General features: G+C 56.5%; 17 protein-coding genes and 1 pseudogene. 9 read left to right on the forward strand and 9 right to left on the reverse strand.

What is annotated here, in order from left to right; genetic code table 11:
• Nucleotides 1–133 precede the first annotated feature (133 nt).
• Both D460_RS33070 and D460_RS35120 read right to left on the reverse strand, forming a co-directional pair.
• Nucleotides 134–1,391, reverse strand: a pseudogene (locus D460_RS33070) (HipA domain-containing protein).
• Nucleotides 1,381–1,695, reverse strand: coding sequence for a helix-turn-helix domain-containing protein (locus D460_RS35120; protein WP_037111465.1), 315 nt, complete (start codon nucleotides 1,693–1,695; stop codon nucleotides 1,381–1,383). Before D460_RS35120 ends, D460_RS33070 begins: the two are co-directional and overlap by 11 nt.
• Nucleotides 1,696–1,930: 235 nt before the next feature.
• Here D460_RS35120 and D460_RS0114945 point away from each other — a divergent pair, with 235 nt between their 5' ends.
• Entirely contained in the window at nucleotides 1,931–4,288 is a 2,358-nt protein-coding gene (locus D460_RS0114945; RefSeq protein ID WP_026283159.1) for a hypothetical protein, read from the forward strand.
• Nucleotides 4,289–4,416: 128 nt separating this feature from the next.
• Here the strand turns inward: D460_RS0114945 and D460_RS0114950 are convergent, their stop codons facing one another.
• Nucleotides 4,417–4,818 carry a hypothetical protein gene (locus D460_RS0114950; protein WP_018899371.1) on the reverse strand — a complete coding sequence of 134 codons (402 nt, stop codon included), beginning with the start codon at nucleotides 4,816–4,818 and terminating at the stop codon, nucleotides 4,417–4,419.
• Nucleotides 4,819–5,017: 199 nt separating this feature from the next.
• Nucleotides 5,018–5,737, reverse strand: coding sequence for a hypothetical protein (locus D460_RS0114955; protein WP_018899372.1), 720 nt, complete (start codon nucleotides 5,735–5,737; stop codon nucleotides 5,018–5,020).
• A gap of 219 nt (nucleotides 5,738–5,956) precedes the next feature.
• On the opposite strand from D460_RS0114955, the gene D460_RS0114960 reads away from it, so the two are divergent.
• Nucleotides 5,957–6,475 carry a hypothetical protein gene (locus D460_RS0114960; RefSeq protein WP_037111467.1) on the forward strand — a complete coding sequence of 173 codons (519 nt, stop codon included), beginning with the start codon at nucleotides 5,957–5,959 and terminating at the stop codon, nucleotides 6,473–6,475.
• Between the two features lie 3 nt (nucleotides 6,476–6,478).
• A complete protein-coding gene (locus D460_RS0114965; protein ID WP_155947755.1) occupies nucleotides 6,479–7,351 on the forward strand; it encodes a DUF4868 domain-containing protein in 873 nt (290 codons plus the stop codon).
• 179 nt (nucleotides 7,352–7,530) lie between these two features.
• Here the strand turns inward: D460_RS0114965 and D460_RS0114970 are convergent, their stop codons facing one another.
• Both D460_RS0114970 and D460_RS0114975 read right to left on the reverse strand, forming a co-directional pair.
• Entirely contained in the window at nucleotides 7,531–8,697 is a 1,167-nt protein-coding gene (locus D460_RS0114970) for an RHE_PE00001 family protein (protein WP_018899375.1), read from the reverse strand.
• Nucleotides 8,698–8,934: 237 nt separating this feature from the next.
• A complete protein-coding gene (locus tag D460_RS0114975) occupies nucleotides 8,935–9,822 on the reverse strand; it encodes a LysR family transcriptional regulator (protein WP_026283162.1) in 888 nt (295 codons plus the stop codon).
• Between the two features lie 97 nt (nucleotides 9,823–9,919).
• Here D460_RS0114975 and D460_RS35125 point away from each other — a divergent pair, with 97 nt between their 5' ends.
• The 3 genes from D460_RS35125 to D460_RS0114990 all read left to right on the forward strand — a co-directional run bounded on the left by D460_RS35125 (nucleotide 9,920) and on the right by D460_RS0114990 (nucleotide 14,391).
• Nucleotides 9,920–10,189, forward strand: a complete 270-nt coding sequence (locus tag D460_RS35125; RefSeq protein WP_026283163.1) for a helix-turn-helix transcriptional regulator — start codon at nucleotides 9,920–9,922, stop codon at nucleotides 10,187–10,189.
• Nucleotides 10,190–10,476: 287 nt separating this feature from the next.
• The gene (locus D460_RS0114985; protein ID WP_018899377.1) at nucleotides 10,477–11,472 is read left to right on the forward strand and encodes a recombinase family protein; all 996 of its coding nucleotides are present in this window, start codon (nucleotides 10,477–10,479) and stop codon (nucleotides 11,470–11,472) included.
• A gap of 2,439 nt (nucleotides 11,473–13,911) precedes the next feature.
• On the forward strand, nucleotides 13,912–14,391 hold the full coding sequence (locus tag D460_RS0114990) for a hypothetical protein (RefSeq protein ID WP_026283165.1): 480 nt from the start codon (nucleotides 13,912–13,914) through the stop codon (nucleotides 14,389–14,391).
• Nucleotides 14,392–16,182: 1,791 nt separating this feature from the next.
• Here the strand turns inward: D460_RS0114990 and repC are convergent.
• The 3 genes from repC to repA form a co-directional block, all read right to left on the reverse strand.
• On the reverse strand, nucleotides 16,183–17,406 hold the full coding sequence (gene repC, locus D460_RS0114995) for a plasmid replication protein RepC (protein ID WP_026283166.1): 1,224 nt from the start codon (nucleotides 17,404–17,406) through the stop codon (nucleotides 16,183–16,185).
• Between the two features lie 154 nt (nucleotides 17,407–17,560).
• Nucleotides 17,561–18,553, reverse strand: coding sequence for a plasmid partitioning protein RepB (repB, locus tag D460_RS0115000; RefSeq protein ID WP_026283167.1), 993 nt, complete (start codon nucleotides 18,551–18,553; stop codon nucleotides 17,561–17,563).
• Nucleotides 18,550–19,785 carry a plasmid partitioning protein RepA gene (gene repA, locus D460_RS0115005; protein ID WP_026283168.1) on the reverse strand — a complete coding sequence of 412 codons (1,236 nt, stop codon included), beginning with the start codon at nucleotides 19,783–19,785 and terminating at the stop codon, nucleotides 18,550–18,552. The genes repB and repA overlap by 4 nt, the downstream gene beginning before the upstream one ends.
• A 651-nt stretch (nucleotides 19,786–20,436) precedes the next feature.
• Between repA and trbB the strand changes: the two genes are divergently transcribed.
• From trbB to D460_RS0115020, 3 genes are read left to right on the forward strand one after another with little or no spacing between them, the layout of a single operon-like run.
• Nucleotides 20,437–21,408, forward strand: coding sequence for a P-type conjugative transfer ATPase TrbB (gene trbB / locus D460_RS0115010; RefSeq protein ID WP_018899383.1), 972 nt, complete (start codon nucleotides 20,437–20,439; stop codon nucleotides 21,406–21,408).
• Entirely contained in the window at nucleotides 21,398–21,778 is a 381-nt protein-coding gene (locus D460_RS0115015; RefSeq protein WP_026283169.1) for a TrbC/VirB2 family protein, read from the forward strand. The genes trbB and D460_RS0115015 overlap by 11 nt, the downstream gene beginning before the upstream one ends.
• Entirely contained in the window at nucleotides 21,771–22,070 is a 300-nt protein-coding gene (locus D460_RS0115020; RefSeq protein ID WP_018899385.1) for a conjugal transfer protein TrbD, read from the forward strand. Before D460_RS0115015 ends, D460_RS0115020 begins: the two co-directional genes overlap by 8 nt.
• Nucleotides 22,071–22,077: the final 7 nt, after the last annotated feature.

Below are 22,077 nucleotides of genomic sequence, written 5' to 3' on the forward strand. Positions count from 1 at the left end.
TGCATGCCCCCAAGCGCGTCGTGCTTTACGCGCGTTACTCAACAGAACCCCGCTCTTTGGCAGCGTGTGAAGATGCGCCAAGAAAACTGGCGAGCAAGTTAAGATGGCTGTTTGCCATATCGGCGCGGGCTACTTAGTTCGTAAACGTGCAAAGGATCGGCGTCATCAGCGTTATATGTGCATCCATACGCTCGAGTACCTTTGCCGGTACGACCTCGCGTTCTGGCAGCGACCACCAGCGAAAGTTCACAAGTTCGACCGTGTCGACCACCGCCCTCAAAACTGCGGCTTCCGGCAAGCGCGCACGATTTGCAAATGCTTTCCATCGCTGGGCATTCAATGCCTTGAAAGGACGCTCGCCGGCGAGCGACAGAGCCATGGCGTCCGCTGGGATATAGGGGATTGTCGATAGCACATCATAGACCGGCGCGAGTTGCGGTCTGTCGCCAGCACCTCGATAGATCAATGACCAATTTTTCAAGTGCATGTCGCCATTGCCCGTCAAGGCAGCCAGAGCCAACCGGCGGACGAACTCGAGCGCAGCGTCTGACGACACGGCAACGTTCAAGGCCGCAGCAATGTCGTGATAAGCGGCACCTTCGTATTTCCGGGAAGGAGGGACGCCGAAGACCTGAGCGAAGTCCTCGATATGGATCCGCTCGCCGCTTGCTCCGCGATCGAAACGTTTGACGAGCAGGACTTTTCCGTCCGACAGCGTCTCGAATTCCTTCGGTATACCCTCGAACTCCGATTGCTCGACAAGTTCCCGTTCCGGCACTTCCATGCCAATCGCTTCAGCCCAATGCCAGATTGGCATATTCGTTTTCCGAGACGCCGGGAAATGAAGTGGACGGAAACTTTGCGATATAGGAACCCTGCTCGTCACCAAGTGGCAATGTCAGTCCACCGCCCTTGCCAGTGTTCTTGATGACCGAGAGCTTCATCTGGACGCCGGCGAGCGAAAACCGGGCTTTCGGTTTTGGAGTAGGCGTATCGTTGAGATGTGCCACCGTTCTATCGCTCGGCACGACGCGCACGGCACCCGGCAGGTCCGCCCCGAGTGCGACAAGCAGATCGAAATCGTTCCCGGTGCGTACGCTGCCGGCGTGGTGCTTCTCCATCGCCTCGCGCAATTTGTCCTCTGGGAGGAGATTAGCAAAGAATGCCGGCAAGGCTCTGGCAACAGGCTTTGGGTCTTTACGTAGGCCGCCGGTAGCCGCCCGAAAAGACAAGCTCAGGACGGGAATTCCACCTGTCACGCGATAGCTATCCTCAAAGCTGAACGCGTTGAAGTCGCCGGGCGTCCGCACAATCGACCCAACCTTCACGTTGTTCAGCATCACGTTGAGCGAGGAGATGGATCTCGGATCGGGAAAAGCCTCAGGCACCATGATCACCGTCTGGATGAGCAACAAACGCTGGGAGATCATCGAGATCGTCGTGCGGCCGCAGCAATGCATCGACAGCAGGGACCATTGCCTGCGGGATCAGCATCAATTCCAGCCCTAGAGCGCGAGCGATATTAATTAACGTCGTCGTGCGTGCGGAACTGCTCCCGGATTCGATCTCGCGATAGCGAGGGCGAGATATGCCTGCCATGTCGGCAACCTTCTCCTGGGTCAATCGCCTGCCCTTGCGGGTAGCCCTCAGCAATTGTCCGATTTCCAGCAAAGCATCCGACTCGGAGCGTGCCATCATTATCTCACCGTCCGGTCTTCATCGTAATGGCAGAAGAATTACCAAAATCACCCTTTCAGTCAATGAAGAAGATAGAAATACGGATCATTTCTAGATCTATGATGCATTTATTTATCATTCACGACGTTTGCAGACCGCGACCTGATACCCGCACACCATACATGCTTCGTTAAAGGCCGCCTCTTATTCCCGCTCGCCCTCGGCACTGGTGCTGACAAGAAACGGAATGAGCATGCCCAAACACGATCTTTCATCACGTCATTTTCAACGAAAAATCTCGGAATTCTGCGAGGTGCGCATTGCACCGATATCCTCAAAGCGGGTGCTGGAGAATGTCCGCCCCTACCTGATCAGCCTGATCATATACCGCAAACGGCCGCCGATCCTGAACGGCCATCTTGACTGGACCGCGATCGGAGAGGCCTGCGAGATCGAGACCGAAATGACAGCCGAGCTGAAGAAGCATTTGCGGCCGGCGCTGGATGCGATCATCCGGTGGCTGAAGGCGCCTCCCGTCGCTGAAGACGTTTCGCCTGCAAAGGTGTCTACTCGGACAAGCAAGGCAGATGCGGTCAAAAAGACAGCGCCAGTTTCCTCGACCAGAAAACCGCTACGCGCCGCCGCTGATGGAATTTTTGCCCGGAACACATCTGCGCAACCGGGACCTGCTCCGAGGCCTATCAGCCCATTCCCGGATGCCTTGTTCGAAGCAACCGACGATCCGGCGAGTTTTCAGGATGCGCTGATCTACCACATGCGCCGGTTTGGCGACAGCTACTGGCAGCTCTACCGCGCTGTGGTTCGTTTGACCGAAACCTTCGATAGCAAAACGCTTCTGTCCTGGATCCTGGGCGAGCGTGCCCCGCGCTCGGTTGCCAGTTTCGACATCCTGCGCCGGATCGAGACGCGGTATCGGTTGTCGGAAGGCTATTTCAAAGCGAAGCTACCGCATCAGGCGCGATCGCTCTACGGGCATGATCTCGGCGACATCAGCCCAGCCGAGCGTCGGCGGATCTCCCTACATCTGCCAGAGGACTTCAACACCCTGCCCTTCACAAAGCGAGAGGAGATCCTCGACTGGGTGCGCCGGGTGATCATCTCCGGCTCCACCGAGTATCGCCGTTACCAGGCCGCAAAGAGCAAGGAGCGTTATGCGATCCGTTTTCCCGGTGTCACCTATGGTGGTGGTTCACTGTCACCCCGATCTCTGACATCTGCTGCCAATGCCAACCAGCATATTGTTGAAGAACTCGACGATCCCGACCTTTTGTCCGGCGTCGTCGACGCACCGCCGCGTCTTGCGATGGAAATGGCGGACCTGATCCGGTTTAAAACATCGACGCTGACTGCGATCGGCTTGCAACGTAACGGCGTGTGGGGCGAGGAGACTGCCTCCCAGAAGATTGAACATCTCGGCCTCATGTTTGGCGCCCTTGCCGCCTCCCCGTCTGGCATCGTCAAGGGGCGAGGCGTGCCGCTCAGTCAGTTGAGCTTTGGCCTGTTGGTCTTCCCGGGTGTCTGGGACTGGTATCTGCAATGGCGAGAGCAGCGGCGTGGCTTCTACACCAAGTGGGAAGAGGACATGCTTATGGTGGCGCAAGCTCTCACTCGCGCGGAGGTGGGCTGGATCAGGCAGCACCCGGAACTACTCAAAAACGTTCGTCCGATCGAAGGGCTGATTGCTCCGGAGGAAATCGAGTTCGCAACCCGCGACTGGAGTGGTGCCTGCGACGCGTTTCATCGGCATGCGGCCAATCGGTCAAAAGAAATCCAGCGGGTCGCACGGGTCCATCGTGATCCGTTCGAGCCGATCATGTGCATTCTCGAAGCCGACAGCCCGCTCGCGGAATATCGCAAGATTACTGATGAGATCCTGAAGCGGATGCCTGACGAGGATCGTTATCCAAGGCCGGCGGCGGAAGCTGTGCGATCCTTTCTACTGTTGCGGCTTGGCCTGCATCTCGGTCTTCGCCAGAAGAACCTGCGGCAACTGCGCGTCTGCCCACGCGGGCATTTCCCGACATCTGAACGCCGTCTCGAAGATATGAAATGCGGTGAACTGCGCTGGAGCGACCGTGATAACGGCTGGGAAGTGCTCATCCCGTCGGTCGCCTTCAAGAATGCCAGCTCATCGTTTTTCGGGCAAAAACCGTTTCGCTTGATCCTGCCGGACCTACTTAATCTCTACAAATACCTCGAAGCCTATATCGACAAGCATCGCGGGGTGCTGCTCGGGAACGCAAAGGATCCTGGCACGCTGTTCGTCAAGACCGTGAAGACCACCAGCATCGACGCCGCCTACGACTCGACGAAATTCTATGAGGCTTGGAGAACGGTGATCCAGCGGTACGGGATCTATAATCCGTACACCGGCCGCGGCGCTATCAAGGGCTTGCTGCCGCATGGACCGCATAATCTGCGGGATATTCTTGCGACCCATATCCTGAAGCAGACCGGTTCATATGAACAGGCGAGCTATGCTATCCAGGATACGCCGGATGTCGTGCAGCAGCATTACGGCCGCTTCCTACCTCAGGATAAAGCCGCACTGGCAGCCAAGATCTTGAACCAGGTCTGGGAAGCCGCGTAGGCTACTTAGAATATAGTGAGATCAGGCTCGGTGAACGAACTGCGCCTGATCTCTGAATACTCTAGGTCTTGATGGTATCTGAACCCGCGACCCACTTGCTGCTCCGACGCTGGCTTCTATTCCGCCGATCATGACCGGGTTGTCTCGCTCTCCCAATCTGCAATCGCATCTTGTAGCATCCAAGGTGATGGCGCACTCAGCGTCACCTCAGAAGCTTCCAAAGCTGTAAAATGACACCACTCTAACTCATCGCACTCCCATTCGCCGATGATTTCGCCGTCCACGCGCAACACGTCGCCCTTAAGAGCTCGATTGTGGTATCCAAGCATGATCGTTCCGTGGCGAACCATGCCTCCCCCATCGACTAATTCACAAATGGATTTGAACTGAAGTCGTACAGCGTCGGCACTGGCGCCCGAAATCTGGCCAACTTCAAAGACCTTATACATCAATGTACCCGTGTAAAAATTTTCGGGCTGCCTAACTATCTGGCAAGACATTTCGTGATGAGTTTCAGTTTGGATATGCATGACGCAAGGTCCCTTTCATACTTCACACAGGTGCCCACCGGCCTTCTAACATCGTCGGTTGGTCGCAAGCCGAAACTGCGGATAACGTCAGAACGCCCTCCTGCTTGGAACTGAGAAACCCACGTTATCGCTCAACCGGCCATTGTTGCACTGGTCGGCGCACGCAGTACAGTCGTTGCGCAAATTGAGTTCGCAAAGACTAGATCGGCCACGGGATGCCAATCTTAATAAAGAGTGCCTTTGCAACCTCATAGACGGCCGCCAGCAAGCCAGCGAATTTAAGCCAAGTGGCAGCGGTGATAGAATCTGCAACCCGTTTTCCGAGTTGATCCGCGAAGCTCTCGGCAAATCTATCGCCGTGTCGTGCGAAAAAATGAGCGATCTGTTGGCCCCGCGATCGTAATCTCTCCGCAGCTTCCACCACCTGCTTCGTCGCGGTCGGCATTTCCTCGACGGGAATGTCTAGAATCCGCAGTGCTTCTTGGATTTCATGTCGCCCGGTCTCATCATAAGGAGGCAGACCGATATCTTCAGGAGGCTGGTTGCCGCCAATTCCCGGAGGTGATGTTGGAAGTCTAGCTACTAATTCCCGCAGCTCAGAAACTTTTACTCGGAGGTCCAACTCAAGAACTTCTACATCAACCACGCGATCCGCATGCGGTGCCCACTCTGGTGCCTCCAATTCTAACTCATCAACAATATCGTCCACGATCTCATCGTTCACGCCAAAGAAATTATCGTCGATTTCCTCGCGAGCATCAAAAGGGCCACCAAAGCGCCAAGGATCGGGATCATCCTTTTCAGGAGCCTCAAAATTTTCGAAGAACCATTCGCGGATGACATCAGTCGCGTCTTCGCCAACCTCATCGTCGTCCAATACTGGGGCGTAGGTTGTGGGCTTCAGAAAATACTTCGCCAATGGTTTCCTCATACTCCCTCGGCAATCGTTATGCCGACCTGCCTGCCTCGAACACTAATTTAAGCTGCTGATATGGCAAGCAACAAGGCGAGAAGCAGTCATCTGCATTTAGAGCAATGGCTGGATTGAGGATTGCAAAACACTTGGTGCGTTCTTACTATGTTCCCACTATGGGCTATGAACCTCGACAACAAAAAGCTGTGGTGGGATAACGCAGGCATGTTTTCAGCAGTTGTGAAGGCTCTTCTCGTTCTCACGGCACTCACGCCGATCGCGCTGGTGTACGCGTGGGTCGCCATATCGGAAGGCTACAACTTCACGGCGCTTTGGCTGCTGATTGCCTCTTGCATTCTCGTATCCTCTTGCTGGGGAATTTTGAAGATTGCTCATAGTCAAATCGAGGAGTTCGATTTCGAGTACGAGTCAGTTGAGCCAGCTGACCAGGAGAACATTTCATTTATACTTTTATACCTTTCTCCCCTATTCTTGGATAAGATGGCTAATGTCAATCTAAACGTGCTAATTCCCGGCCTGATTGTATATGGATTGCTCATCGCTACAAGTTACACATTCCAATACAACCCACTTATTAGTCTTATGGGTTGGCACTTCTATAAGGTTTCTTCCAAAGAGAAGGTTACCTATGTGCTTTTAACACAAAGAAAATTGAAGAACGTTGACGCCGTTCGCAAAGTTGGGCAACTTACAGGATACATGCTGCTAGATCTTACGAGGTAGAAATTGTCTGTGAATTTGCTCGCCATTTGCGGAGGCGCAAATGGCTTTACTCTGAAAAGGGTCGTCACGACTCAGCCTGTTCAGCACATGCTTGAAGGCTTATTTCTCGGACAAGAAACAACATTTCAGAGCGGCATCACAGACGAAGTGGATTTCGATGGCAGCTGGAAGCCAGATGAAAACGAACTACTGAGGTCCGCTGTTTCCGACGAAATGACGGCCGTATGGGCTCTGTCTCAACAAAATGTCACTGCGCTGGACGAACTGGACGCTCCGAACTTTCTTTCCGAAGGCGTGCGAGCCACTTGTGTTGCAGTAGGGAATGGAGCCAACAGACGCCTGCTGATCCAGAACTTTTCATCGCGGCAGATTCTGGGTAGGACTGCGATTGCATTCGTCTATGACGGCAACACATTTAACCAGCTCACATCTCCGGCGTTCACGCTCGCAACCAATCTTTCTGCGATCATGACCGAGACCCATCTCAAGTTTCGGAGCTACAACAACGTCAAGATGATTTTCGACTTGGCCAACCTGTATCAGGAAGCGACCAACGCACAGATCGACACATTTGCTGGCCACGCCTCACTCTACATCGGTGATGTTAATGCTTTCAAAGGTTTCGCCGATCAAACGCTTCGAAAGCTCGTGACCGCTATTTCAAAAAAGGCTGTTCTGGATAACTTTACGCCAACTCAAATTGCCACCGCAGCAGCTCAAGCGACGCTTGATGTACTGCTCGATGGTGGGCGAATTGTTATCCCCCAAAACAAGGCAGACGCGAAGAAACTGATGCATTTTCTTGATGAGGGATTTTATCGCGGACCACTTAGTGGTGTAGCCTACATCACCAACTCAAAGCGACGAGCTCAGTAACGTTTTCGGTGTCGACGGGATGCCCCTCTTCAACAGCTTAGCAAAAAAATCGGCACATGGATGGAGCTCACATCCTCGACAGCATAGTAGCCGCATCTCCTCTGCAATTAGCAATGATGGATCGCCAGGGAATTATCAGAGGGGCGTTGAAACAAGCCCATTCTTAATCCGCCAGCTGGCTACAGTACGCCCCACGCCCGAAACCTCCCCCTGCCCGTCATCTCGCGCAAGCCGAGCTCCACGACGATCCGCCGCGCCGCCTGCTGCGTGACCCCGAGCGTCTCGGCCACCATGCCAGCCGAAACCAATGGCTTCGCCATCACCAGCTCGACCAGCTCCGGCAGTCTCGAAGACGTTCGTCTCCCCGACACCTCCCGCTCCATCATCGTGCGCGCCAGCGCCAGCCGGTCGTGCTCCTTCAGCCCGATCTCGGCGGCCGCCAGCAAACCGTGGGCAATGGCCAGCAGCCGTGTCTCGCGATCGCGATGCCGGCGCCGATCGACCGGGATGGTTTTCAGGCCAAGATTGAGCGCCACCAGGTGGCCGCCGGTTGAGATGCCAGCCTGGCGCAGCAGCGCCGCGGCCAGCAGCCGGGCGAGCCACGGCGCGTGCTGCGACACGGACAATTCGTTCCAAGCATCGAGGGTGACGATCGCCGCCAGCACCGGCGGCAGCTCCTGCGCCTGCCGGACAACGTCGCGCCATTCCTCGAGCCGCGCTTCCTCATCCCAGTCGAGATCGTAGACCAGCGCCTTGGTGTCCGCGTCGCGGTGGCTTGCCACCCGGCTCGGGCGCTTTGCCTCCTCGATGGCGGCGGCCGAGCGAGCCAGCACTGCATCGATTTCAGCGAAGACACCGGCGTCCGGGTCGGACGCGGTCGCGTCCGCCTCGTCATCTCGCTCCCCCTCCCCTCCCCCGGGCGTTGCGACCTTGGCATCCGCAGTGTCGCGAACTTCGTCTTCACCAAAAGAGGCTGCAGGCCCCGCCTGCGCCGGCGCTTGCCGGAGGGTGCGCAAGCCATCGGGGCTGAGCGCCCAGGCCGGTGGTTGGCTGGCGATGCGCCGGCGGCTGCGCAGCACGTCGCGGGCGATAGTCAGTTCGTGGGTCGGGGCGCGGACGTCAGCGCCGGCGTCGTGGAGGACGAGGTCCTCGAGATGCACGAGCTCGCCGTCAAGCCACAGCGATGCGCAGGCGTCGACAAAATTCTGGCGCTCAAGCAGGCCGGTGCCGACGGCTGAGCGGGCGATGCGCTCGTCGAGCCGGCATAGAGCGGCTGTCGCCTCGGTGAAGGGCTTGAGCAGGCTATGGATGGGCAGATTGGCGAGATCGTAACGCATTGAAACCATAGTAAATCATTCGTTAAACGAATGCTATGGCATAATTACTATTCGCTACTTCGTATGATGGTCCAGGCGATGCCTGGCTATCGATAATTGTAGGTTATCGATAGTCAAAGTTGCACCACCGACCTCTTAAAGCGTGCGACAAAAGCCCATCAATGCATCTCGATTCTCATAGCCGAGAATCGCCTTTTTGAGACTTCTGGTCAATCCTTTGGTGTTTCTAACCTCTTCGTCCATGCATTATCCTCGGCGCACGATCGACTTCGCGATCTCGACGATATCATCACGCGACGCTGTCGGATCCTCCTTCGACCAGGCAATGCCAAGCCCGATCTTGAAGTCGATCCCCCTCACCTTCTTGAGCACGAAGCTGCGGTTGGGGATATCGGTCGTCCATTCCGGTGCGAAGCCGATGCCAAGACCGGCGGAGACGAGAGAGACCAGCGAATAGGTGTCGTCGCAGCTATAGGCGACGTTCTTGGTCAGGTCGTATTCCTCGAACTTCTCATTGAAGTACCGCTCCGTGAAGGAGAGGTTCTGCCGATTGAAGGCAATGATCTTCTGATCGCGTAGATCCTCAATCGAGATCTCGTTGAGCGAAGCCAGAGGATTGCTCTCCGAAACCGCCAGAAGATAGCGTTCATGGGCAACGGAGAAGAAACGCAGCGATCCGATGTTCTCGACCGGCCTGATGAAGCCGAGGTTGAGCTGTCCGGTCTCCAGCCCGCGTATGATGTCTCCGGTGTTGCCTGAGGCGATATGGATGCGGACATCAGGAAACTTGCGAGCGATCTTGCCAAGAAACAGGGGCAGCATGCCCATGGTGGCTGGATAGACGGTACCTATCTTGATCTGGCGAATGCGACTTCCACCCGCGGCCCGCGTCAACTCGGTCGTCAGCTCCATCTCGCTGAGGATGCGAACGGCACGATCGTAGAAGGTCTCCCCTGCCCTCGTTAGCTCGACCCGCCGTGTCGATCGGATGAACAACGGACAGCCAAGCTCCCTCTCCAGCGCCATGACATGGTTGCTGAGCGCCGGCTGGGCGATGTTCATCTTGATGGCAGCCCGACCGAAGTGAAGCTCCTCGGCGACAGCTCTGAATAGAGATAGTTGGCGCAGTTCCATGCTGCAGTCCTCGGCATCGTGCATATGAACAACCAGAGGAGTAATATGGGACCCACAGTCCGTCGATTGTCAAGCCGTTTAAATGTGTTGTGCGCCAATGGACACGAAGCACACCATTGGATGGAATTTGAGAAGCCTACGCGTCGAGCGTGGACTGTCACAAGAGAGGCTCGCCCTTGAGGCAGGCATCGATCGGTCCTACGTCGGCAGGGTCGAGCGCGGTGAAGAAAACGTGACGGTTGCCACTCTTGAAGCTTTCGCCAATGTCCTCTCGGTTCGGGTCGTGGCGCTTTTTGCAGAAGTTGACCCTAAGAGCGGCAGGCCCGAACCTCTTCGGTCAGGGCGCAAACCAAAGAACGCAAAGTAGGAAGCGTTCAGGCTCCCGGAAGTGAAACCTGCTTCAAAGATTCCAAATATGGACCGTCGATTACGGGCCCACCATAGCCTCTGCTGTCAGGACACCTACACCTGACAGCTGGAGGCCGCCTAATCTATTCAGAAGGAAGGAAAGTGGCAGCGTGTGAGTTCCCGTCTGTTCGAAAGGAATTTCTCTGCCGTAGAGCGACACCAGATGTCGCTGTCATCGTGAAATGAGTAACCATGAGCGCCACCCAGAAAATCGCGCCGTGTGGCCCGCTATTAGCACATTGATACATGCTTGCAAAAATAGTGTTATCGGCGCACTTTATATCTGTACAAATTATTGCGAGCACAAAGATCGGGACCATCACCGCGGTGCAAGAAAAAGTAGACAATCACAAGTCTCCTACCCGTCTCGTAGGATACGCACGTTTCTCGTCCGCTGGTGATCAAGCCAACGATCGACAGGTCGATGATCTCCGGGCGGCCGGTTGTGACCGCATCTTTCAGGAGCATGGGTCCGGCTCGCCACAAACGAGGCCGGTCTTGGTCCGCCTACTTGCAGAGCTCAACGCTGGGGATGCTTTGGTAGTCGCCCGCTTGGATCGAGTGGCACGCTCAGCTGGCGACCTCCTGGGGCTAATTGAAAAACTCAAAGATCGAGAGATCGGCTTCCGCTCTCTCGGTGACCCCATCGACACGGCTGGGCCGCTGGGTGCCTTCACCATCCAGGTTCTTGCCGCGATCGTAGATCTTGAAAAGGCGCAAAGCGCCGAGCGCGCGAGAGATAGTATCAAGGCAGCAAAAGCTCAAGGTCGACTTCCTGGCAACCCCGGCCTTCGGGAAAGACGCCCGGAAGCCATTGAAGCTGCGTCCAAGGCACGCGAGAAGCTATACATCGATAGTCTCAATGCCTCGTCGGAAACCTGGCTTCCAGTCGTTCGGCAACTGCGCCCGAAGCACAGCTGGGATAACGTCGTCGACGTTCTCAACCGACGCGGCCAAGATTGGACGGTAGAGCGTCTTCGTCGAGCGGTACACCGTCTGGTGCGCGAGCAGCTAGCAGAAAAGGAGCTCCTTGACCGCTCCCCTCGCCGCGCTCCCGAAGACCATCTGATGAAGAAGGTAGCGGCAATCACGATCGCTGATCCGAGCTTATCGCTTCGCGACATTGCAAGTGAGCTTGAGAAAATGGGAGAACGACCGGCACGTGGCGGGAAGAAGTTCCAGGCCTCATCTGTTCGAGATCTGCTGGACAAAGCCCACCGATTTGGTCTCATCCGCCGTTAGGATCAAAAAGCCCGGCGCCTGTGTCTACCTCATTCCGTCCGACAGTACTATTACACCAAGGCGGTTGCTCTTGATCCTCTCTCATGCTTTCGGGCGTTAGGGAGTCCATCAAACGAAGCGAAGAACTGACCCCTGCAAACGTAATCGACCTGATCAGTCGTCTCGCTCCCTCGGCTGACGTCTCTTGAAGTCCGTCACGCCGGGAACCTACGCAGAGCCGATAGCCTTTTTGGGGGATGGTCGTTACCGGTGGTTGGCGACCCGACCCGAGCGCGGTCGCCCACTGCTGACAGGGAAATATTCCCCGGTCTGACCCGGACAATCGACCTTGCTGGTCAGGATCCAGTCCTACCGATCGCTTCTCGACGTCAGGTCAAAAAGCGCGCATGTGGAAGACCAATATCGCCAAAGCCTGCCGGATAAGGCGGAAGCCTCCCGACGGGCTCAAGGCGTTCTTCGAATGATCCCTCGCCGGGGGCTCATACGAGTGCCGATACCAATCGCCGAACGCAGCAAACGCCAGCCCATAAGCACCACTGGAAAGCCGCAGCGTCGAAGGCGCCAGAGCATGACGTATGGCACATGGCACCCGAATAAACGCTGATCAGCGCCGAGGCATCATGGCCCGGCATTCGTGGCCAGCACCAGGTTTCAAACCATCCGGTTCCATATTGGCTGCGCCTCAGGATCGAGCGCTACAGATTTCGGGGCTCAGATACGTTCGATCTCATTGCTCTGCTGAGCACCCAATTGCCTTTTCTACGATGTCGCGTTCGCAACGGCATGCGATGGTTTCCATAGCCACCCGGCTCATTGGATGTCGATCAAGGTAATTTTTGGTTGGCCTACCCTACCAGAAAGCCACACGCACAATCAGCCAACACAATTGCCGTCCAAAGAACGCATGTTGCGTTGGGACGACTGGCCATCTTGGTGCCTGAACAGACACGACGGCCCCGCCAAACAGCCCTCGCACACACTGGCGCCAACGTCAGGAGATCGGGGCACCCGATTGCGCCCCGCGAAGCTTTCTCTCGGCCGACAGCCTCTCGTCGGACAGCAAGCATCCAGCTAAACTTCGCAAAACGCCTCTACACCGCACGCACTCCTTTGCCGAACGTCCTGCAAGCTGGCACCGGATTCTGTTGAGACTCAGCCTCAAAATTCATCGCTCATGGGACGCACCAATCCCCGCGGGCCCAAACCTCCACATCTAGGATCGCTTGCCTTGCGCTGATGTTGATGGGCTTCCTGCGTCGTCTCGAAGCCAGTATGCCCCTCCGCCTAACGGCAGAGACTTGGGACAGGCAGCCACTCAGTGTAGCGCAGGGTCTGCAATGACCACCTGCGGAGGAGCGGGAAGCAGGCGTCAGGCGCCATGCAAAACTGGGCGGATAGAGGCAAACAGAACTCGCCCTTCCCAAAGAAGGGCCTCGCGAGCGCACAGACCATGACAAATGCTTCACCATGTCTGCGCGGAGGGGAGGAGTGCCTGACGCCCGCTGAAGAGCCCCGCACCTGTCCGGCCGTTTACAGGTGTCCCCATACTCTTCTCGCAAAGGTCTAGTAGCTGAGAGCTTCCGCCGCGGAAAGGCAAGTGATCGAGCGAAGCGACCGTCGTGGACTAGTTCGTTGGTTGGGTCGGCCGTCGCTAGGTACAGCATGGTTCCCAGCAATATTTTTAGTGAAATTGATGAGAGCCTGCGTGGGCCGCGGCCCACAGATTTAACTATCTGAATTTACTACATAATCCAAGTTGATGAAATATCGCAAGGATCTCAGCCGGCCTCCGTGGGCCGCGGCCCACGATCTCAACTCACTGAAATAACGTCATTTTCTGAAGTCGATTGCAAATCGGCTTTTTTTCACGCCCTTTTCTCCAGCCGCGCAGCGTCATTGAAGTGTGCGAACGGCGCCCAACCAACCACTGATCTCCCACTCGCCTCCTACCACCTGCGAACCACGACGCGCGTGGAGGTCAGCGTAAGCTAAGGGGGCACTTCGAAGTGCCCGTCGGCGTTCTCGTCACATCCGAGCTCCAACAAGCGAGCGGCGAGAGGAGGGGGACATAGACCCCACGCAGCAAACAGCGACCAGCGCTCACCAGTCAGCGATCAGCGATCATTGGAACCTTTGACGTCGCTAAAACCAGCGAGCGATCGGACGCCTCCCTATCGCCAGCCACCCACGGAGAACATTCGTCGCTGCTGCAAGTCGAACGAGACCTGCACGCACAAGCATCGGCGGAAACGCCATATCTTGCTCGTCAAAAGAACGGTCCGCGACCGGGATCGCGACAACTGGATGTTTGGCTGAGGTCACTCGCACCTCTCAGCGATCCATTCATACCGCCGGGGTCGGATGGCTTCGACGTCGTCATCAAAAACCCGGGAATGACGTTTCTATTGATTCGTCGGCGGAAGCTCACGGGAGATGATCATGGAAGCGGGGCGGACGAAAAGCGCAATCATGTGGGCAGCTGCCGGACTTGTTGGGCTGGGGCACGCCGCAGCCTCGGCGAACTGCGTGTCGATTATCCAAAAGGAAAACTGGCCAGCTATTGCACGCGCGATCTCCGATGTCAGGCTCTGCGAACAATTGCCGGTCGGACCTAACAAAACAAGGAGTTTCGAGGTGGCCTATGCTGAAGTCTGTCCGCAGGCGGGCGGGCTGACAACCGTGCGGGCGCAGGCCTATCTGACATGTGAGGCCGACGTCAGTTCATTGTTTCAGGTCGACGCCGTGGAAGGAAGAGTAAACGTTGACGTCACCCTGGAGCCATCAACTCGCAGGGTCACCGACGCTCACCTCAATATCGATGATGGTCTTGGAGGCCTCCTGCCCGGTCTAACCGACACCGACGACCTGGCGCGTAGCTGGGCACAATCACAAGCCACGCGGTTGTGCCGATTGCAGTAAGAGGAGCGGACGAGAGGGGAGGGGCGCTCTTTGAACCACAGCCTGCTCAAACCCCATCGCAGCAATACCGAGCGCCCCTGAAGTCCGTGTCGGCAGCGTAAGAAGCTCTCTCGTATTAAGAGACGGAAGAAACACCAAATGTCTCCCCTCCGTCTCGAAAGACATTTGCAATTGGCAGAGGGGAGAGGGTAAGGTAACCCGGTAGCGAAACATATTTCCTGGCCTCGTATTCCCGCCCAGGCGCCCCGCGGACCGATAACATTCACCGAGAATGGAGAACGAGCGTTGACGCTCCATGCACCTAAGCATCTCACTCCGGTCGCCTCTTCCTGAACTTGCTAGGCTGCCTCCTTGCGGCTGCTGCACTGGTCGCAGCCCCATTGAGCCGCAGGTTATCTTCGTTCGCTCGGTGGCCAGACGTCATTGCCAATTGAAGGTTTTCGCGACGATCATCCGGCAATGGCGGCTCCTCTTTGCCGATCCCCCTTCGAGATCGGCAAAGGATCCCAATCGCCGCTTTGCAAGCGAGCCAGGCAAAAGAGGTCCAAAAGACCTAGAAGCATTGATAATAGGCCCGGTCTTATGACTCCCATGCTGGACAGCCGTATCATCACCGGGGCTATGTTGCCGCCATGTCACGAATCACTCCACACGATCCGTTCAGCATTGGGTCGGAAACCGGAACGGCAGCATCGCGGTCGACGCGCGCCCATCTTGGCGCTAGACCGGGGACGCAAGTCGAGCGAAGGCGCTTGAGAAACGTCCGCCTCAACGCGGGTATAAGTTTCTCGCTTCGCCCGAACGACTCGACCATCATCAGCATCACCGCTGGATGCCTCAGCTTGAAATATGATGCCTCCCATCTCGAAGAATGACGGATCTCACCAATCTCTGCTCGAGCAGCGAAGCCGACTGAGCGCAAAACGCAATTCCTCCTCGAACTAGATCGCAATACTAAGTCCTGTACCCGATGCGAGACAGGCGCGTGCCGGCCGACCTTATGCCTCCCAACCTAAACAAGGGCCACACGCGCTATCCCAAAAGCCCCTTCAAGATCGTTATCTTGTCTTGCGGTAATGTCAGGCAAAGCTGAGCCGGAGGACGTCCCGCCGAAGCATTGATCAAACCATCGCAACGCTGGTGCCAACACCGTTCGTGGAATTAATCATGCAAATGGTTGCAAGGACGCCGATGTCGCTCAGACCACCCACCACATTCCTTTCCGAGATTCAGGATTGTCTCATTTTTTCATAGGCTTAGTAATGTCTGACTCGGCGCGACGGAACTCTGACTTTGAAGAACTAGGCCTGGCAGTAGGTCGCAGATCTTGCCGATCGTGTGACATGATGACCACGCCTGGGCGACTTGGGTCGAGACCAATGAAACTCCGACGCTCGTATTCCCGATCGACAGCGACTGCCAAAAAAGTCTGACGAGAGTCATCAGGCTCTTCCAGGGCATATTTCGAACAATCTGCGGCACGCGGAGCCCCTTCCTTCCGGAAGAATACCCGAGGCAAGCGCTGCCTTCATCTCTTCCACCCTCCGTAGTGTTTGCCGCCAATGACCGCTTCCCTTGCTGCTTGTTGCAACGGTACAGCAATCAGAGCCTCCAACCTTGCTCCTGTTCCCGATGGATCCGCCCTATAGGAGCGCGCAACGGCTCCACACCTGCAGCGCAGTACCGCAGTTTCGTCCAACTCGAACGTGAACGAGACAAATCCCGGGGCCACAGGGATATCTATCCCCGCGACCATGTGTCTTGCTGCTCGTAAAGTTTATTCGCTAGAACTCAAACCCTCCGCTCGGAATCGGCATTCGCCTTCAAGAGAGCCATGAGCATTGGACCAAGAGAAAACGCACCTCTTTGTGCCCGGCCGGTCAAATCTCTCAGGTATCCACCAGGCGAATTAATCATGTTTGCTCGCTCGAGCATGCAGGCGACTGACACCGCTGCGTTCTCTTGCCCCATGACATCACAAGCTTGCTGATAAGCCGAGGGCGTGATCCCCAACATCGATCGGACGACTACGCCGGCTGACATGAAGTCACGCCACGACGTGATGCTGCCGCCGGGCCCGTAGCCGACAATCTGCGGGCATGCTCTCAACACGGTACCCAGCGCGAAAACCTTGAGAGGTTCTCGTGATTGTTTCTTCGCCCGAGTATCTTCCACCGATTTCGCTTCCAGCTCCTTTTCAGAGCTTTGTTCAAATTCATTAGGAGAATCGGGATTCGAATTATGTATGTGCCGCTCAATATGAGCATCATTGGTGCCCAAAAAAACCGATTTATCGTGCTTTTCCAATCGATTGAGGATCTCTGTCCGCAAGACGAGCATTTCATCTAGGGCGCGGGTGACCTCACCTAGCGATGCGACGCGCGGCAGGCGTCCAACGATGGCCGTATAGGCTGCTTCTATGGCATACCAATCACCGCCTTCGACATCTTCTTCGATGGCAGCGGTAATCAGCTTTCGAACATCGCGTCTGCAGATCGTCAGGTCCTCTTTCGACTTACGCAATCTTGTGCGAGCCGCGATCACCTCTTGGGCCATAGCTGCAAGCTCTTCTGCGCGTGCCAGAAGGGGGGCGAGATCAAAGCCAAAGGCGCGTTCAACGTCGCCGGCACCGTCCTTGCGTGCATACCGTTTGCCGTTGGCACTATCCTTGCGCATGATCAAACCGGCCTCAACCAAGAGGGCGAGGTGACGTCGCAACGTTGAACCGGGCATGCCATTGGCTCTGAGGGAGAGCTGGAGGTTAGAAGGATAGACAACCAACTGTCCATCCTGGCGCAGTTCATTTTCAGGATAAAAGCTCAACAAAGCGTCGAGCACTGCAAGGCTGTTCGATTGAAGGCCCAGCTGCTCCATGGCGGCAGAGGCGTCCCGCTTAACTTTCCACTTGTCACAGGTCTTCCCCGCCTTCAGCTCGGCAACCGATTGTTGCCGCCTGATCAAGGCAAGCGTCATCGGCCGCCGCCCGAACGGCGTCGCCACACTTTCCGTATGCATCGTCCTTTACCTTTCTTCAGGCAAAAGCAATTCGCTCATCAAAACGATGCCAAAGACTCTTGACGATGAATCCCGGAAATGCGATTCTACTGGTGCTTAGACAGATAGGGGCTTCCAGGACGGCGACGTTTTGGGGGCTCTTTTCTTTTGCGGGTTACGCTTCCTTTTTTGGCTGCAGTTTTGTGCGGTATTCTGCGTAGATCGAGGGCAACTGCTCCAGTACGAAGGCGGCAAAGTCTGGCATTGCCTTCCTGTCGATCGTCAGTTCAACCTTGGTCTTGTTTTGTTTGACTTGAGCAAGACGTTGTCCGTCCGGCCCAGAAAGCACGTCTGGAGCACCGCGTGTGATTCGACGCGGCTTCAGATGGGCGATCATGCTCTTGAACCGATCCTGCGACGGCAGGCTCTTGAGCGTATGCGCATAGCGCGTCGCATCTTCCGGTGAAGACGCTTTCTCAACAAGCTCGGTCAATTCAATCCAGCTGCGTCGCCCGACGCCGGGTGCCCGGCCAATTGCGTCGATCAGATCCGCTGGCAGCGCATCGACGATGTTGAACATCCGCGTCAGATCGCTTTTGTCGACAGACATCGCCGCCGTGATCACGTCGCGGGCGAACCGTTCCTTGAGACGCGCTGCAAAGCGGGCTTTCTCGATAAACGTCAGGTCCTCACGCTCGTTGTTTTCCTGCCCCTGAGCAATGACCAGCTGTTCGTCGCTCAGTTCGCGAACAATTGCCTTGACCTGAAGGCCGAGTTCAACGAGCGCCCGCAGGCGTCGGTGGCCGAAGGCGACCTGATAGCGGCCCGATTGTTCAGGATGAGGGCGAACGAGGATCGGAACCTGTTGGCCTTGCTCTCGTATGGAGGCGACGAGACCATCGAGGTCTCCTTCCATTCGATCCTGCACGAAGGACGGTTCAATGGTAGCGGCATCAAGCTCGATGACAACCTGGCCTTCAGCCAGCTTCCTCTCGATTTCATTCGCACGGCGACTGCGATCGTTGAGGTCGCCAAGCGACTTGCTGATTGCGGCCAGTGGCTTTGATCTCGGCGCGTCGAGGTGTGGTCGTGATGGTGGCGGCGGAGCAGCTTGCTGCCCGTCCTTGGCTTCATTGTGAAGCATCGGGAGGAGGTTTTTCCGGCTCATGATCTACCCCATGTCGCTTTGATCAATGATTCGATCTCAGCGTTGACGTTGTTCATCGATTCCAGTGCCCGGTCGTACGTGGATCGGGTGAACTGGGCGCGTTCCACCTCGAATAGTGTCTGGTTGGTGATGCCTGCATCGGATACGGCCGTGCTCTTCAGCATCGGATTGACCAACACGTTTTCGCCGAACATCGATCGAAGAAAGGCGACCATCTGGTTCTGCGGGCCGTCGGTCGGCTCAAACCGGGTAATGAGGTAACGCATCCAGTTGTTGCGATCCTCGGCGCCAGCTTCGGCGATTTCATCCAAAAGGGCGCTTGTCATGGCGAGGAACTGGTTCATGGACATGACGTCAAGCATCTGCGGATGGATGGTGATCAGAACCGACGTTGCGGCCGTCAGTGCCGACAGGGTAAGAAAGCCCAGTTGCGGAGGGCAGTCGATCACAACGACGTCGTACGCGTCCTCCACGTCCTTGATTGCAGCCTGCAGACGGGCAAAAAACAGGATATCGTCGGGTTTGCGTTGCAGCAAAGCCTTTGGAGTGTCGTGTTCGAACTCCATGAGTTCCAGATTGCCTGGGATGACATGAAGATCAGGAATATAGGTTCCGCGAATGATTTCCTGGATAGGACGGCGCTCCTCGTCGTAGCGGATGGCGCCATAGACAGTTTCGTTTTCGCCAACGTCGAGCTCGGGCTGATTGCCGAACAGGGCTGACAAACTGGCCTGCGGGTCGAGATCGATCGCAAGGACGCGATAGCCGCGCAGTGCCAGATACTGAGCCAGGTGAGCTGCGGTCGTCGTCTTTCCCGAGCCGCCCTTGAAATTCATCACCGAGATGACCTGCAGCTCCTCACCTTCGCGGCGATGCGGCAAGTAACGGCCGTTCGAACGGGCCGGCTTGTCGAGATGGGCGCGCATGGCGGCGATATCGTGCACTGAATACATGCGTCTGCCACCGGCGAGCGCCGGACTGAAGTCGCGCTCCGAGCCGACGGAGGCTTTCTTTTCCAATTCGACCGCACTTGTGCGAAGATAACCTTCGGCTACCCCGAGCAGCTTTGCGGCTTCCGAGGGAGAAAACGACCGAATGGTCTTGCGCGCATGTGGCGTGAAGATATTCGATTGGTGCTCTTGAAGCTTGGCCGAAAGCGACGCCGAATGGCTCGCGATCTTCGATCGGAGCGGTGAAGAGCGGCTGTCGCCATTGTTTGTGGTCTTGGTCATCATTTCGTCCATCAGGGCACGTATGCGGAAAACGCCCGAAAAACGTGAAAAATACGCATCTGAGGAGTGCATCGATTCTCTGACCCTTGCAAGCCTTTTAAAGTTAACGAGATCTTACTCCACGCACTGATTGGATGGATGCTCCACCCTTATGCGGATCTCAATCAACAAAATCAGCGGTTTACGTTCAATTTTGTTATCCAGTCTCGATGTGCGTTCGAAAGCATCCGGGCGCTGTAAAACCTTATGATCCAGCAAGCCGGCTACTAACCGGATGGGTTGGGCGTCGAATTCGATGCGAATCGTCGTCCTCACTTAGGCTGTGGCCCTGTCTTTTCCTTCCAGATTATCTCCTGGCATTTGAAGTCTTGCTGACCAGCCTCGGCTTTCCTGAAATACGCAGCCGATTGACACGCATCGGCTCGTCGGGCTGGAGATGACCGTGATCAAGGCGACGGGGCATCAACCATTACAGCCTCGTCTGCTCCGAAGTCGCGAACCTACGCCGAAGCCTGTTCGATGAACTACTCGCAGATCTGCGAGTAGACGCTGGTGGCTTGAGCCCGCTACCAACCAGTCACCAGGTCCTGATCACAGAAAAAATTTCGGATGGACCCTTGGCCAACCCGCAACCTGCGACGGGATACCTCTATGACCGACAGCAGCCGCCATTCGATATCACGCCTGATCAGCAAGCTCGAACATGCCCTCGGCCCGGAGCTTTGTCGTATGATCGACGAGCCGGATGTCATCGAAGTCATGCTGAACCCCGACGGCAAGCTCTTCATCGAGCGTCTGGGTGGGTCGATCAATACGCTCGGCAACATGGCGGCTTCGGCGGCTGAAACGGTGATTGGCTGCGTAGCGCACGTCCTCGGCGTGGAAGTTGACAATAGCAGACCGATCATTTCCGGCGAATTGCCAATTGGGGGCCACCGTTTTGAAGGATTGTTGCCTCCCGTGGTAACCGCACCGATTTTTTCAATCCGGAGACGATCATCGCGACTGGTTCCCCTCGACGAGTATGTGCGATCGCGCAACATCACCGTATGGCAAGCGGATGTTATTCGGGAGGCGGTCGCGCAGCGAGCGAACATCGTCATTGCAGGCGGTACCGGATCGGGAAAGACGACGCTGGCGAACGCCATTCTTGCGGAGATCGTAGCCTTCTCACCCGAAGATCGTCTGATCATTCTCGAAGACACCGCCGAGATCCGCTGCGAGGCCGACAACGCCGTCAGCCTGCATACAAGTGAGCTGGTCGACATGTCGCGGCTCCTGAAGACCACGATGCGGCTTCGTCCCGACCGCATCATCGTTGGCGAAGTGCGCGATGGTGCAGCGCTGACCCTCCTGAAAGCCTGGAACACCGGACATCCGGGCGGCATTGCGACCGTGCATGCAAACTCAGCACGCATGGCGCTACAGCGCCTTGAGCAATTGACTGCGGAAGCAAGCCTGCAACCGATGCAGGCGGTCATCGGTGAGGCAGTTGATCTCATCATCGCCATCCAGAGAACACCGAAAGGGCGACGGTTAAGCGAAATTCTAAGCGTCGCCGGTTTCAGCGACGGCCATTATCACATCGAGGCTCGCGATAAGGATACCCGTCATGCGGCTTAGAACAACGCTATGTATCCTCGCGGCAACTCTGTTGGTGAGCTCACCCGTCCTCGCAAGCTCGGGCGGATCGCTTCCCTGGGAGGGGCCGCTGGAGCAGATCCAGCAATCCATCACCGGACCGGTCGCCGGCTATATAGCGCTTGCAGCCGTGGCAATTGCCGGCGGCATGCTGATCTTCGGCGGCGAACTCAACGATTTCGCGCGGCGACTGGTGTATGTGGTGCTGGTCGCAGGGATCCTGCTTGGCGCGACAACGATCGTCGGCCTGTTCGGCTCGACCGGCGCTTCTATCGGTGGCTCGTTTGGCGTCAAGCAAACCGCGATCCCGAATGCTAACCGGGTTGGGGGAGGGGAGGGGCGTCATGGCTGACGCCGGCGCCGGGCTCCATCGCAACCGGATCCATCGCGCCTTGTCGCGGCCGAACCTATTGATGGGAGCGGACCGAGAGCTCGTGCTGCTGACCGGGCTCGCGGCAATCATTCTCATCTTCGTCGTTCTGACCGTGTATTCGGCCCTGTTCGGCGTCGCGATCTGGATCGTGGTCGTCGGCGTGCTCCGCATGATGGCGAAATCCGATCCCATGATGCGCAAAGTCTATGCCCGCCATATGCGCTATCGGGCGCATTACCTTCCGACCTCCGCGCCCTGGCGCCGATACTAAGGGCCCC

This window comes from Rhizobium sp. 2MFCol3.1, assembly GCF_000377565.1.
In the GTDB taxonomy this organism is placed as follows: Bacteria; Pseudomonadota; Alphaproteobacteria; order Rhizobiales; family Rhizobiaceae; genus Rhizobium.